The 12,995-nt window shown below is 66.9% G+C and carries 12 protein-coding genes; 5 read left to right on the top strand and 7 right to left on the bottom strand.

The annotated features are described in order from the left end of the window. Positions 1-323 (top strand): 2-oxo acid dehydrogenase subunit E2 (locus GM910_RS25955; RefSeq protein WP_201285604.1); only part of this gene is annotated, 323 nt, incomplete at its 5' end. Between the two features lie 253 nt (positions 324-576). Here the strand turns inward: GM910_RS25955 and GM910_RS25950 are convergent. The 6 genes from GM910_RS25950 to GM910_RS25925 all read right to left on the bottom strand — a co-directional run bounded on the left by GM910_RS25950 (position 577) and on the right by GM910_RS25925 (position 7,384). Continuing rightward, on the bottom strand, positions 577-1,485 hold the full coding sequence (locus GM910_RS25950) for a carbohydrate kinase family protein (protein WP_159593630.1): 909 nt from the start codon (positions 1,483-1,485) through the stop codon (positions 577-579). Next, on the bottom strand, positions 1,482-2,552 hold the full coding sequence (locus GM910_RS25945) for an ABC transporter ATP-binding protein (RefSeq protein WP_159593628.1): 1,071 nt from the start codon (positions 2,550-2,552) through the stop codon (positions 1,482-1,484). The genes GM910_RS25950 and GM910_RS25945 overlap by 4 nt, the downstream gene beginning before the upstream one ends. After that, the gene (argH, locus tag GM910_RS25940; protein ID WP_159593626.1) at positions 2,552-4,060 is read right to left on the bottom strand and encodes an argininosuccinate lyase; all 1,509 of its coding nucleotides are present in this window, start codon (positions 4,058-4,060) and stop codon (positions 2,552-2,554) included. Before argH ends, GM910_RS25945 begins: the two co-directional genes overlap by 1 nt. A 258-nt stretch (positions 4,061-4,318) precedes the next feature. After that, positions 4,319-5,170, bottom strand: coding sequence for a carbohydrate ABC transporter permease (locus GM910_RS25935; RefSeq protein ID WP_159593632.1), 852 nt, complete (start codon positions 5,168-5,170; stop codon positions 4,319-4,321). Positions 5,171-5,175: 5 nt separating this feature from the next. Further along, the gene (locus GM910_RS25930) at positions 5,176-6,111 is read right to left on the bottom strand and encodes a carbohydrate ABC transporter permease (RefSeq protein WP_159593624.1); all 936 of its coding nucleotides are present in this window, start codon (positions 6,109-6,111) and stop codon (positions 5,176-5,178) included. A gap of 19 nt (positions 6,112-6,130) precedes the next feature. Continuing rightward, positions 6,131-7,384, bottom strand: coding sequence for a sugar ABC transporter substrate-binding protein (locus GM910_RS25925; protein ID WP_159593622.1), 1,254 nt, complete (start codon positions 7,382-7,384; stop codon positions 6,131-6,133). A gap of 194 nt (positions 7,385-7,578) precedes the next feature. Here GM910_RS25925 and GM910_RS25920 point away from each other — a divergent pair, with 194 nt between their 5' ends. Next, positions 7,579-8,823 carry an ROK family transcriptional regulator gene (locus GM910_RS25920; RefSeq protein WP_159593620.1) on the top strand — a complete coding sequence of 415 codons (1,245 nt, stop codon included), beginning with the start codon at positions 7,579-7,581 and terminating at the stop codon, positions 8,821-8,823. After that, a complete protein-coding gene (locus GM910_RS25915) occupies positions 8,817-11,237 on the top strand; it encodes a PIG-L family deacetylase (protein WP_159593618.1) in 2,421 nt (806 codons plus the stop codon). The genes GM910_RS25920 and GM910_RS25915 overlap by 7 nt, the downstream gene beginning before the upstream one ends. Here GM910_RS25915 and GM910_RS25910 read toward each other — a convergent pair whose 3' ends face one another. Further along, positions 11,238-11,486 carry a hypothetical protein gene (locus tag GM910_RS25910; RefSeq protein ID WP_159593616.1) on the bottom strand — a complete coding sequence of 83 codons (249 nt, stop codon included), beginning with the start codon at positions 11,484-11,486 and terminating at the stop codon, positions 11,238-11,240. Between the two features lie 241 nt (positions 11,487-11,727). Between GM910_RS25910 and rhaM the strand changes: the two genes are divergently transcribed. Together rhaM and GM910_RS25900 are read left to right on the top strand one after the other, a co-directional pair. After that, positions 11,728-12,045, top strand: a complete 318-nt coding sequence (gene rhaM, locus GM910_RS25905; RefSeq protein WP_159593614.1) for an L-rhamnose mutarotase — start codon at positions 11,728-11,730, stop codon at positions 12,043-12,045. Positions 12,046-12,091: 46 nt separating this feature from the next. After that, positions 12,092-12,838 carry an SDR family NAD(P)-dependent oxidoreductase gene (locus GM910_RS25900; RefSeq protein ID WP_159593612.1) on the top strand — a complete coding sequence of 249 codons (747 nt, stop codon included), beginning with the start codon at positions 12,092-12,094 and terminating at the stop codon, positions 12,836-12,838. The last annotated feature ends 157 nt before the right edge of the window (positions 12,839-12,995 follow it).

Genomic DNA, 12,995 nt, shown 5'->3' with positions numbered 1-12,995 from the left:
ACGAGATGAAGGACCTGGCCGCCCGCGCCAGGAGCCGCAGGCTGAAGCCGGAGGAATACCAGGGCGGCACGACGGCGGTGTCCAATCTCGGCATGTACGGCATCAAGGATTTTGCCGCCGTCATCAACCCGCCGCACGCGACCATCCTGGCGGTCGGCGCGGGCGAGGAGCGGGCGGTGGTCAAGAACGGCGAGATCAAAGCCGCCACCATCATGTCGGCGACGCTGTCGACGGACCACCGGGCGGTGGACGGGGCACTCGGCGCCGAACTGCTCTCCGCCTTCAAGCGGCTGGTGGAGAAGCCGTTTGGCATGCTGGTGTGACGCCAATCCCTTCCCACAAAGGGGCAGGGCAATCGCACATGGGTTCTGAGTCCTTGATGGGACCCCCACCCCTCACCCCTCCCCTCAAGGGGGAGGGGGACGAAGCCGTGCTCGACCTGCCTCCCTCCCCCTTGAGGGGAGGGATTGAGGGTGGGGGTTCCGGCGAAGCCGGCAAAAATGACCTATATGCGATAGCCCTGCTCAAGGGGGAGGGAAGCCGGTCGAACCCGCCATCGTCCCTCGAATATGTGGCTCAACTAGCCTTGGCGGAAGGTGAGACCGCGGCCGCACCGCCGGCGGCCTGCACGGAGCGCGTGCCCGCGGCGATTGCCGCCGCAAGGCAGGTCTCGGCGGTCTTGCCGTCGAGCCAGGCGTCCAGCAAACCGGCGTTGAACGCGTCTCCGGCACCGGTCGTGTCGACGACACGAACGCTCCGGGCAGGAAGCGCGCAAACCTCGCCGCCCATGCTCAGCATCCCGCCCTCGGCCCCGAGCTTCAGCGCCACGGCCGGAAACCGCGCCGACAGCGCCTGAAGCGCCTCCCCTGGCGCTTCTCTGCCCGTCAGCGCCCGCGCTTCCTCCAGATTGGGCAGGAACACGTCGACGCCGGCGCAGCGGTCGAGGAAAGATGCGTCGCGGATGAGCGTCTCGTCCCAGCTCGGATCGAGCGAGACGGTGAGGCCGTGCTCCTTCGCACGGCGCACCACGTCGGGCATCTCGGCAAGTGTCGCATATTCGGCAATGTGCAGGTGCCGTGCCCGCGGCCAGGAGAGTGCGGCGGCGAGCGTGGTCGGCTCGGCCGCGCCGGCGCGGCGGGAAAGGAAGGCCCGGTCCCTGCCTTCGACCATCACCACGGTCACCTGCGGCCCGGCGGAAGGATGCCGGTCGAGGAACTGCAGGTCGACGCCCGGCAGCGCCAGTTGCGGCTCGATCGCCTGCGAGAGCGCATCGGTGCCGAGCCGCGCTACCAGCGCCGTGGACCGCCCGAGGGCGGCACCGTGGGCGGCGGTGATGAAGGCGCCGCCGCCGGCGGCAAGCGTCATCTCCTCCGCGAACAATTCGCGGCCGAGCCGCGGCATGCCGTCAAGGCCGGTAAAGACGAAATCGCAATAGATGCGGCCGAGGCTCACGATGGCCCCGCGATCTGTCTTCTGCAGCATCATAGCCGGCCCAGCGCCCGCTCCGTCTTGGCGTCGAAGAGGTAGAGCGAACCGGGCGCCGCCGCCGCCGTCACCGTGCTGTCGACCGCCGGGATGACCCGGCCCGGCGCGGTCGCGATGGCCTCGGTGCCGGCGATGTCGAGATGCACGAGCGTTTCCGAGCCCAGCGGCTCGGCGGCCGTGACGAGGCCCGAGACGGTAAGGCCCCCGCCATCCGCCTCGCCGATCACCAGATCGTGCGGGCGCACGCCCACCAGCACGTCGCCGCCCGACACCTCGCTGGCATCGACGCCGGAAAGTGTCGCCCCCGGCAGCGCCAGCACCCCCTCGTCGATCCGTCCGGGCACCAGGTTCATCGCCGGGCTGCCGATGAAGCGCGCCGTGAAGACGTCCACCGGGTTCTCGTAAAGCTCCACCGGCGTGCCCACCTGCAGGATGCGCCCGTCGCGCATCACAACGATGCGGTCGGCCATGGTCATGGCCTCCACCTGGTCGTGCGTGACATAGACGACGGTGGTGCCCAGCCGCTGGTGCAGCCGCTTGATCTCGATGCGCATGGCCGAGCGCAGCTGCGCATCGAGGTTGGAAAGCGGCTCGTCGAACAGGAACGCGACGGGATCGCGCACCATCGCCCGCCCGATGGCCACACGCTGCCGTTGGCCGCCCGAAAGCGCGGCCGGCCGCCGGTCGAGCAGCTCTTCCAGCCCCAGGATGCGCGCCGTCTCCAGGATGCGCTCCTGCTTCTCGGCCTTCGAGAGCTTGGAGGTGTAGAGGCCGAAGCCGATGTTCTGGCCCACCGTCATATGCGGATAGATGGCGTAGTTCTGGAACACCATCGCCACATTGCGCTGCTTGGGCTCGCGCTGGTTCACCGTCTCGCCGGCGATCTTGAGCACACCGCCGGAGATGTCCTCCAGCCCGGCGATCATCCTCAGCGTCGTCGACTTGCCGCAGCCCGACGGGCCGACGAAGACCACGAACTCGCCATCGCCAATGGCAAGATCGATGCTCTGCACGGCCAGCACCTGGCCGTATTTCTTGGTAAGACCGTCAAGCTCGATCCGCGCCATCAGCTCCGCTCCGTCAATGCGGTGAATTTTTCCTGCAACCGCCGCGCCGCCTCCGCCTGCCGCTCGGCATCCTCCCGCGCCCGCGCGGCAAAGCTCCGCGCCCTCTCCCGATAGCCGGCCAATGCTTCGGCCAGGGGCTCGGGCGCCGGCCCGCCGAAGCGCGTTCGCACGGCGACGAAATGCTCGGGCGAGACCAGCTCGGCGAACGTCTTCTCGTCGATCGTCGTCGCCCGTCCCGTCGCCCGCGCGAAGGCTTCGGCAAAGGCCGCATACCCGTCCGCCGCCAGATCCCCGTCGACGGCCACCACCGCCCGCGCCGTCGCCGCCGCAATCTCGTGCCCCTCGCGGAAGGACAGCCCCTCGCGGCGCACCAGGCTGTCGGCAAGCTCGGTAACGGTGATGCAGGAGCGGCGGACATTGGCCGCCACGCGCGCCGGGTCGATCCTGATCTGCGAAACGAGCGCGGCAAGAAGGTCGAGCACGCGATACGCGCTCTCGAAGGCCTGGTATCCCATGCCTTGAGTCTCGCCCTCCGAATCGTTCATGTCGGTGAACGGCGTGTTGTGCATCACGTCCAGCATGGCGCGCGCCCGGCCGAAGGTCTGGCTCGCCAGGTGCCTCAGATGCTCGACCGGCACCGGATTGCGCTTCTGCGGCATGATGGAGGAGATCTGCACCAAGGCATTGGGCACATAGACCTGCCCCACCTCGAAGCTCGTCCAGAACTGCAGGTCCTGGATGGGCCGGCCGAGATGCAGGAACATCAGCTCCATCGCCCCATAGGTCGCGGTGACATAGTCCACCCCCGCGATGCAGCCATAGGAATTCTCAAGCGGCGCGGAAAAGCCTAAAAGCTCCGCCACAAGCCCCCGGTCGATGGGAAAGCCCGAGGTGGTGATGGCCGCCGCCCCCATGGGCGAGAGGTCGACGATCTCCCGCGCCTCCCGCACGCGCTCGATATCCCGGATCAGCACCTCGATGACGGCCGAAAGATAGTGCCCGAAGGTCGTCGGCTGCGCCGGCTGCCCATGCGTATAGGCGACGATCAGCGTCTCCTTCTCGCGCTCCGCCGCTGCAATCAGCACCTCCAGGAGCGCCTGCGCCTTCTCGAGCAGACGGTCGATCCGTGCTTTGAGCGCCAGCTTGAAAAGCGTGTGGTCGATGTCGTTGCGCGAGCGCGCGGTGTGCAGCCGGCCCGCCAGGTCCGGCCCCAGCCGGCGTTTCAGCTCCTTTTCGATGAGGAAGAAGAAATCCTCCACCTCGCCGGTGTAGGTGAGCTTGGAAACGTCGATATCGCGGTCGATCTCCTCAAGCGCCTTTGCAATCGTCCCCGCCTGCTCGGCGCTCAGGATTCCGGTCTCCGCCAGCATGACCAGATGCGCCCGGTCAACGGCACGGAAGCCCTCGACATGGTGCGCCTTGGCGCCGTCGAAAAGGGGCTTCAGAACGGTCTCCTTGTAGACCGGGTCGGGGAAGGTGCTTTTGTCGGTCTTGCGTGGGTCGTTCATGGTTTAGAGCACCGTGTCTTCGGGTGCATTCATTCGAAGGCCGGCGCCCCTTCGCACCCCCCTCTGCCCTGCCGGGCATCTCCCCCTCAAGGGGGGAGATTGCGCCGGCCGCTTGCTCCGGCTCTCTTCCTGAGACGCTGCCAATTGGCGAAACCGTTCGTGACGGCCGATCTCCCCCCTTGAGGGGGAGATGCCCGGCAGGGCAGAGGGGGGTAAACGGCGCCGACGGGCAACCCTGCTTCCACCTATAGACATCACCTACCCCTTCAGCCCCGCCAGCATCACCCCGCGCACGATAAACCGCTGCAGCACCAGGAACACGATGAGTGTTGGAACGGTGGCGAGTGCGGCCCCCGTCATGATCATCTCCCACTGGATCGATTGCTCGACCGCAAAGCTCGAAAGCCCCACCGGCAGCGTATAGAGCTCGCGGCTGGTGGTGACGATGAGCGGCCAGAAGAAGGCCGTCCAGTTGCCCAGGAAGGTGAAGATGGCAAGCGCAGAGATAGCCGGCGTCACCATCGGCATGGCGATCTTCCACCAGATGGTGAACTCGTTGAGCCCGTCCACCCGCGCCGCCTCCAGGAAATCGTCCGGCACCGTCTCGAAGAACTGCTTCATCAGGAAGGTGCCGAAGGCCGTCATCATGCCGGGAAACATGATGCCCCAATAGGTGTCGAGCCATCCGAGCTGGCTCGACATCAGATACCACGGGATCACCAGCATCTCGGTCGGGATCATCAGCGTCGACAGGATGGCGAGGAAGATGAAATAGCGCCCGCGGAACTGGAACTTCGCCAGCGTGTAGCCCACCAGGCTGTCGAAGAAGACGTTGGAGAGCGTCACCGCCGTCGCCACCAGCGTCGAGTTCACGAACCAGCGCAGGAAGCGGCCGTCGGACAGCACCTTGATATAGTTGTCGAGCGTCGGCTGCGCCGGGATGAGCCTGAGGTCGTAGACCTGCCCCGCCGATTTCAGCGAGGTCGAGAACATGAAGGCGAGTGGCGTGATCATCACGAGCCCGCCGATCAGGAGCAGCGTCCAGGTAACGATGCGGCCGGGCCGGATGTCGCGCCCGTTGGCGGCAAGCTCGGTCGTGGGGGCGGCCATCGTCGTCATGCGCGGTTCCTCAGCACCCAGAGCTGCATCAGCGAGACGATGAGCAGGATGGTGAAGAGCACCACCGTCTGCGCCGCCGCATACCCCATGTCGTAGGACGAGAACGCCGTCTGGTAGATCATCAGCACCAGCGGCTTGGTAGAGTTCAACGGCCCGCCGGGGTCGTTGGTCGTCATGTTGTAGACCTGGTCGAAGATGCGCAGGAAGCCGATCGAGGAGAAGACGACGAGGAAGACTGTCGTGGGTTTAAGCAGCGGCAGCGTGATCTTGCGCAGGATCGCCCATTCCCCCAGGCCGTCGATGCGCGCGGCTTCGTAATAGGTCGTGGGGATGGCGCGCAGGCCGGCCATGAAGATGATGATCTGGAAGCCGAGCCCCGCCCAGATGGCCGTCGCCATGATCGCCGGCAGCGCTTGGTCTACCGAGCGCAGGAAAGGCTGCGCTGGCAGGCCCACCGTCCCCAGGAAGCCGTTGATCACGCCGATGGGCACCGGCTGATAGAACCACCGCCACACCCAGGCCATCGCCGCCGCCGTCGTCAGGAACGGCAGGAAATAGAGCGCCCGGATGAAGCCGTGCATGAAGCGCACGCGGTCAAGGTAATAGGCCACCACGAAGGCGATCACCAGGCTCACCGGCGTGCCGATGATGAGATAGGTGAAGGTGTTGCGGAAGACCCGCCAGAACAGAGGGTCGGAAAACAGCGCCTCGTAATTGCCGAGGCCGATGAAGCTCGCCGGCCTCAACAGGTCCCAGTCCGTTAGCGAGAGCCAGAAGGCCTGGAAGGTGGGGTAGAACCGGATGCCGGCATAAAAGACGATCGGCACGGCGAGGAACGCCCACGCCCAGACCACGCGCTTGGTGCGGATCGTCAGGCGATCCCACAGCCCGGCGCCGCGCGCCGGGCCCGATTGTGTGGCGACCGATGTCATGGCCCCGGCCCCTGCTGTCCTACTTATTGTAGAACTTGTCGAGGATAGCCTGCTCCTCCTCCGCGGCCTGCGCCAGCGCCTCGGCCGGGTCCTGGCCCTCCAGGAAGATGCGGTTCTCCATGTCGATCATCACTTGCCGCTGCGCCGCCTCGTCGACGAAGCGCGTCGTGTGGGCATATTCCAGCCCCTTGAGGAACGGCCCGTAGGTGGGGTCGGAAAGGTTCTTCTCCGTCAGCGCCACGTCTTTGCGTGCCGGCAATTCGCCCACGGTCTCCAGCCAGACCTCCATCGCCTCCGGCGAGGAAATGTAGGCGAGAAACTTCTGCGCGGCCTCCAGCTCCTCGCCCTCCGATAGCGCGCCGATGGCGTTGGCGAAATAGCTCGAATAGTTGGAGCGCATCCCGTCGGCATTGGCCGGCAGTTCGGTCACGCCCCATTCGAACGGATTGCTTTCGAACGCGCCGAGCCGGAAGGTGCCGTCGATGGTCATGGCAGCAAGGCCGGCGCGGAAGGCCGCCTGCCCCTCGTCCATGAAGCCGTTGAGGCCGACCTTGTGCTCGGTCTGCAGGCCGGCGTGGAACTTGGTGGCGGCAAGGCCCGCCTCATCGTCATAGGCAACCTGTTTCCCATCGTCCGAATAGGGCTGGCCGCCGAACTGGCGGATAAGGACCTCGCGCCACCATTGGTGATCCTGTCCCTCCATCGCAACGGTAATGCCTGCCGACGTGATGTTACCGCCGTCGTCGCGCTTGACGGTGGCCTTCGCCGCCTCGACAAGCTCGTCCAGCGTCTGCGGCGGCTTGTTCGGGTCGAGACCGGCTTCCTCGAACAGCGCCTTGTTATAGAACAGCGCCAGCGAGCGCACGGCCGTCGGCAGGCCGTAATAGTCGCCGTCGCGCTTCATCGCCGAGACGATGGGGAAGAAGTCGCTCTCGATCTCCTCATGCGGAAAGATTTCCGGATCGAGCGGCTGGATCAGCCCGCCGGCGACGAAATTGTCGAGCCAGCCGTAGAAGAGCTGCACCACGTCCGGGCCCTGTCCCGCCACCTTCGCCGCCACGACGCGCGTCTGGTAGTCGGCATAGGGGAAGGTGACATGCTTGACGGTGATATCCGGGTTGGCTTCCTGGAAATTGGCGATGAGCTGGTCCATCGCCTTCACCCGGCTGTCGAAGACATATTGCCAGTATTCGATCTCGACCGCCTGGGCCGAGCCAACGGCCAGAAAGCTGATGCCGGCAACGAGCCCGGCGAGCCTTGTCCTGCTGCGCATTGCAATCCTCCATGTGCTCGCCGTCGGCCTCCCTTCGGCCGCGGCGGATTATTTCCCCTCGAAACGGCAGGTTCGTCCGTTCCAGGCTTCAACGTCATCGCAGCAGGCCGCGCTTGTCAATAAAATAATCTACTTGAGTTATTCTATCGGGGAAAATAGCCTGCCGGTCGAGTTGAAGCCTCGGAGACAGTTGCATGGACAATCGGCGGAAGGGCATCCACCGCCGGCGCGGTGCGATCGGCAGCAATCCCGAGCGCAACCGGGCGCATAACCGGCGTGTGGTGCTGGAGGTGATCCGCACCAACGGCCATCTTGGCCGTGCCGAGATCGCCCGTCACGCGCACCTCACGCCGCAGGCCGTGGCCAATATCGTCCAGGAACTCACCGAGGAAGGCTTGCTGATCGAGCTCGGCCGCCTGCGCAGCGGGCGCGGCCAGCCGCCCATCCAGTTCGCGGTCAACCCGGACGGTCCGCTGACCGCCGGCGTCGAGGTCGCCGCGGATCATATCGTCGCCGTGCTGCTCGACCTGTCGGGCGGCCTCAAGGCCCAGTCCATCAGCCCGCTGGAGCACACCGACCCCGGGCATGTCCCGGGCCGGATTGCACGGGAGATCGAGAGCCTGCGCGGCACGCTGGGAAGGGCGACCCAGCGCCTGCTGGGCATCGGCGTGGTGATGCCCGGCCCCTTCGAGATCGAAGGCATGAGTTCCGTCGGCCCGGCGACGTTGCCCGGCTGGACCGGCGTCGATCCCCTGCCGCTGATCGCTCAGGCGACCGGAGAGCAGGTGTCCTTCGACAACGACGCCACCGCCGCCGCCGTCGGCGAGCGGCTTTACGGCGCCGGGCGCCAGATCACCAATTTCTGCTTCCTCTATTTCGGCGTCGGCCTGGGCCTTGGCGTCATCCAGGACGGCCGCCCTCTGCGCGGCGCCTTCGGCAATGCCGGCGAGATCGGCCACATCGGCATCGCCCCACGCAACCGGCAGGGCACATACGGCCCCGACGGCGCTCTGGAGCGCTTCGCCTCGGTCTTCGCCTTGCGCGAGCGCCTGGCCGCGGCCGGCCACGAGGCGGCGACAATCGGCGCGCTGCAAGCCCTTTACGACGCGCGCAACCCGGTCGTGATAGGCTGGATCGCCGAGGCCGCGGATTATCTCGCGCCCACCGTGGCGATGCTGGAAAACATCTTCGATCCCGAGACCATCATCTTCGGCGGCGGCCTTCCCGATGCCGTGCTCGACGCGGTGATCGAGGCGCTCGAGCCGCTGCCGGTCTCCGTCGCCACGCGCAGCGCGCGCGCCCTGCCGCGCGTCATCCGCGGCCAGACCGGGCAGCTGACGGCCGCCCTCGGCGCCGCCGCCCTGCCGCTGCTCGACACCGTTTCGCCGCATCTGAGCGTCGCTCAACACCCGCAACACGAGGACACGACCCCATGCTGACCCCCCGCGAGCGCCTGCAACGCCGGAAAGAGCGTCCTGCCCTGGTCGAGCTGCACCGGTCCTTGAGCCGGCTAAGTTCTGTGCTCACCGTCATGAACACCGGCGCCCATCCCGACGACGAGGAAAGCGGCATGCTGGCGGCCTTCCGCTTCGCCTTCGGCATGCGCGTCATCGTCGCCTGCTCGACGCGCGGCGAGGGCGGGCAGAACGGCCTCGGGCCGGAGCGCATGGGGGCGCTGGGCGTCCTGCGCACCCGCGAGATGGAGGAGGCGGCGCGCACGCTGGACGCCGACATCGTCTGGCTCGGCCATGGCCCGGACGACCCGGTGCACGATTTCGGCTTCTCCAAGAACGGCAAGGATACCCTTTCGCGCTGGGGCCGCGAGCGCATCGTCGAGCGGCTGGTGCGCGCCTACCGCACCGAGCGGCCCGACATCGTCATCCCCACCTTCCTCGACGTGCCCGGCCAGCACGGCCATCACCGCGCCATGACCGAAGCCGCGGAAGAAGCCGTCAAGCGCGCCGCAGATCCGAACGCCTACCCGGAACATTTGGCCGAAGGCCTCACCCCCTGGAAAGTCGGCAAATATTATCTCCCCGCCTGGTCCGGCGGCGGCGGCACCTATGACGACGAGGTCCCGCCCCCCGAAGCGACCGTGACCGTCAACGCCCCCGGCGTCGACGCGGCCACGGGCGCCGCCTACGACGAGATCGGCGAATGGTCGCGCGCCTACCATGCCTCCCAGGGCATGGGCGAGTGGCGTCCCGAGCCGCAGCGCGCGTGGTCCTTGCACCTGAAGCGTGGCGGCAAGGGCGCCGAGACCGACATCCGCGACCATCTGCCGGCAACGCTGGCCGACCTCGCCGCCGGCCTCGACCGGGAAACCGGAGCGGAGCTTCGCGCGGCACAGGTTCGCATCGGCGAGGCGCTCGACGCATTTCCGCGCCAGGCCGGGATCATCCCGGCCCTTGTCGCCGCCGCGCGGCACATCGAGACCGCCCGAAGCCGCCTCTCGGACGAGGAGAAGGAACGGATCGGCCATCGCCTGACGCGCAAGCTCGCCGAGATCGATGCGGCGCTCGCCGCCGCCGCCGGCATCGTCCCCACGCTCTGGGCCGAGCCCGCGGCCCTCACCCCCGGCGGCAGCGGCACGCTCCACGTGCACCTTGCGCCTGCCGAGGCGGCCGGCGCGGTCGAGATCACGCCCGTCCTGCCGGACGGCATCTCAAGCGGCGCTCCGGCGCGTAAGGGGCCGGTCACCTCTTTCCCGCTGAAGGTTTCGCCAGATGCTCCCGTCGCCAACGCCTATCCGCCCGCCTTCTCCAGCCTTTTGGGCAGCGGCACGGTCCGTGTGGCGCTGAGCGCCGAAATCGGCGGCCGCGGCATAAAGATCCTCGCCGACCCGGAACAGCCGCTCGACATCGTGCCCACCCACTCGCTGGCCCTGTCGCCCGATGCACTGATCGTCTCCACCCATGCCGTGCCGCAACGGGCCGCCATCCGCGCCCGCCTCGAAGGCGCCGAGGCCCGGCTCGATCTGGAAAGCCGCCCCGGCATCGCCGCGAGGCCGGCCGCGGACGGCTTCGCGCTCGACATCGCACCGGACCTCGCCCCCGGCCGCCACACCCTCCCGGCGAGCGTCAACGGCGCCCAGGCCCATCGCCAGACCCCCATCGCTTATCCCCACATCGGCCGCACCCGCTTCATCGCCCCGCAGAACCTCGACGTCCTGGCGCTCGACCTGCGGCTGCCGGAGGGCGCCCGGGTCGGCTATATCGGCGGCGGCGCCGACCGTGCCGGCCTCTGGCTGAAGCGCATGGGGCTGGACGTGGTCGATCTGGACGGGGCGGCAATGCGCGGCGACCTTGACCGTTTCACCACCATCGTCGTCGGCATTTTCGCCTTCGGCCTGCGCCCCGACCTTGCCGCCGCCACGCGGCGGCTCCACGCGTGGGTGGAGGCGGGCGGCCATCTCGTCACCCTCTATCACCGCCCCACCGACGGCTGGTCGCCCGGCAGCACACCGCCGCGCCGCCTCGTCATCGGCACGCCGTCGCTGCGCTGGCGCGTCACCGACCCGGCTTCGCCCGTCGAATTCCTCGCCCCGGATCACGGCCTGCTGAAAGGCCCCAACACTATCGATGCGGAAGATTTTGCCGGCTGGGACAAGGAGCGCGGCCTCTATTTCGCCGCCGAATGGGACGGCGCCTATACGCCGCTTCTGGCCATGCACGATGCCGGCGAGGCACCGTTGAAGGGTTCGCTCCTCTCCGCCCGCGTCGGCGATGGCCGGCATACCCATACCAGCCTCACCCTGCACCACCAGCTCGACAAGCTCGTCCCCGGCGTCTTCCGCCTCATGGCCAACCTCGTGCAGCCGGCCATCATGCTCAAACAAAGAGAACGCAGCTGATCAGAAGGCAAGCACCAGCGTCGAGGCGATCGCCATCAACACGGATAGCCCCACCAGCGCCATGAAGGTGCGCGGCCGGTCCAGAAACACCGCATAACCCGATATCCATGCCGCCGCGGCCGCCCCGAGCGCAAAGAAGAAGGCGTCGCGCTGACCGAACACCATCGCCGCGGCCATCAGCCCACCGATGATGAGCGCGCCGAAAGCGATAATGATGGCGACGGCATATGCATCGTAGTTTTGGTTCATTTCCGGTCCTTCTCTGGCGGTATGACGTTCTTTTGCCCCACCCCGGCGTTCCGCCATCGCCGGCACCATAGCCCCTTCGCAAGGAATGCACTATGTCCCCAAGGCCACACTGCAAGGCGCCGATGAGCCATCCTCCCGAAGACGCTCGCGAACGCCAGCGCGTTTGCCAAGCCGGCGAACCGATGGCATGAGAGATCCTGGTGGTCTGCAACAGGCCCGTCTGCAACAGGGGAGGAAGCGGATGCCCGAGAAGCTCGCCTTTCGCATGAACCTTAATCCCGGCCAGGCGGCCGAATACAAGCGCCGCCACGACGAGATCTGGCCGGAGCTGGCCGCGCTCCTGCGCGAGGCCGGCGTCTCGGACTATTCCATCTGGCTCGACGAGGAGACCCACCACCTCTTCGCCATCCTGACGCGCGCCGACGACCACGAGATGGACGCGCTGCCCGCCAACGAAATCGTGCGCCGCTGGTGGGACCACATGGCCGACATCATGGAAACCCTTCCCGACAACGAGCCGGTGCAGGTGCCGCTCAGGAAAATGTTCCACCTGGAATAGGAAGCCGACCGGCCTTGCGCCTCAGCATTCATCGAACGGAAATCACATGAACAGAATTGACCTCGAAGGCCAGGTGGCCGTGGTGACGGGCGGCGCTCAAGGGATCGGCTTCGCCATAGCCAGGCGGCTGATCGATTCCGGCGCCAGGGTGAGTCTCTGGGACCTGAACGCCGATCTGCTCGGGGAGGCGACGAAGGCGCTCGGCCCTTCGGCTTCCGAAAAGACAGTCGACATCACCGACCTTCCGGCCCTTGAACGCGTCCATGCAGAGGTGGAGAAGGAAATCGGCCCCGTCTCCATCCTGGTCAATTCCGCGGGCATCGCCGGCGGCAACGCGCCGCTGGAGGACTACGACCCGGACGAATGGCGCCGCGTCGTCGACATCAACCTGAACGGCACCTTCTACGTCAACAAGGTGGTGATCCCCTCCATGAAGGCGCGCAACTACGGCCGCATCGTCAATATCTCCTCCGTTGCCGGCAAGGAGGGCAACCCCAATCTCTCCGCCTATTCGGCCGCCAAGGCGGGCGTCATCGGCCTCACAAAGTCGCTCGGCAAGGAACTGGCGAAACATGACATCGCCGTAAACGCCATCACCCCCGCCACCGCCAACACCCGCATCCTCGACACGCTCACCAAGGAGTTCATCGAATACATGCTGGTGCGCATCCCGCGCGGCCGCTTCCTGGAGGTGGACGAGGCCGCCGCCATGGTCGCCTGGCTGGTCTCCCGGGAAAACAGCTTCACCACCGCCTCCGTCTTCGACCTGTCCGGCGGCCGCACGACCTACTGACGCTTCCGCACCTCCCTCAACGCCGGCGATTGGCGAAACCATCCGCGACAGCCAATCTCCCCCCTCGTGGGGCAGGGCTATCGCATATGAGTAAAGAGCTCATGGAAGAAGTCTCTATTCCAGTTTGCGCGGCGCATTTTACTGGCGATTGGCTTGT

Origin of the sequence: Chelativorans xinjiangensis (genome assembly GCF_009812055.1) — a bacterium.
Taxonomy (GTDB): Bacteria; Pseudomonadota; Alphaproteobacteria; order Rhizobiales; family Rhizobiaceae; genus Chelativorans; species Chelativorans xinjiangense.
Note: the sequence above shows the minus strand (reverse complement) of the source record. Positions and strands in the feature narration are given on the sequence as shown.

What these genes read in the sequence shown, in the direction of transcription:
- GM910_RS25935 (WP_159593632.1), bottom strand. Translation starts at nt 5,170, where the DNA reads ATGGCCGCCCCCACGACCGAGCTTGCCGCCAACGGGCGCGACATCCGG.
- argH (WP_159593626.1), bottom strand. Translation starts at nt 4,060, where the DNA reads ATGAACGACCCACGCAAGACCGACAAAAGCACCTTCCCCGACCCGGTC.
- GM910_RS25910 (WP_159593616.1), bottom strand. Translation starts at nt 11,486, where the DNA reads ATGAACCAAAACTACGATGCATATGCCGTCGCCATCATTATCGCTTTC.
- GM910_RS25930 (WP_159593624.1), bottom strand. Translation starts at nt 6,111, where the DNA reads ATGACATCGGTCGCCACACAATCGGGCCCGGCGCGCGGCGCCGGGCTG.
- GM910_RS25945 (WP_159593628.1), bottom strand. Translation starts at nt 2,552, where the DNA reads ATGGCGCGGATCGAGCTTGACGGTCTTACCAAGAAATACGGCCAGGTG.
- GM910_RS25950 (WP_159593630.1), bottom strand. Translation starts at nt 1,485, where the DNA reads ATGATGCTGCAGAAGACAGATCGCGGGGCCATCGTGAGCCTCGGCCGC.
- GM910_RS25920 (WP_159593620.1), top strand. Translation starts at nt 7,579, where the DNA reads ATGGACAATCGGCGGAAGGGCATCCACCGCCGGCGCGGTGCGATCGGC.
- rhaM (WP_159593614.1), top strand. Translation starts at nt 11,728, where the DNA reads ATGCCCGAGAAGCTCGCCTTTCGCATGAACCTTAATCCCGGCCAGGCG.
- GM910_RS25925 (WP_159593622.1), bottom strand. Translation starts at nt 7,384, where the DNA reads ATGCGCAGCAGGACAAGGCTCGCCGGGCTCGTTGCCGGCATCAGCTTT.
- GM910_RS25900 (WP_159593612.1), top strand. Translation starts at nt 12,092, where the DNA reads ATGAACAGAATTGACCTCGAAGGCCAGGTGGCCGTGGTGACGGGCGGC.
- GM910_RS25915 (WP_159593618.1), top strand. Translation starts at nt 8,817, where the DNA reads ATGCTGACCCCCCGCGAGCGCCTGCAACGCCGGAAAGAGCGTCCTGCC.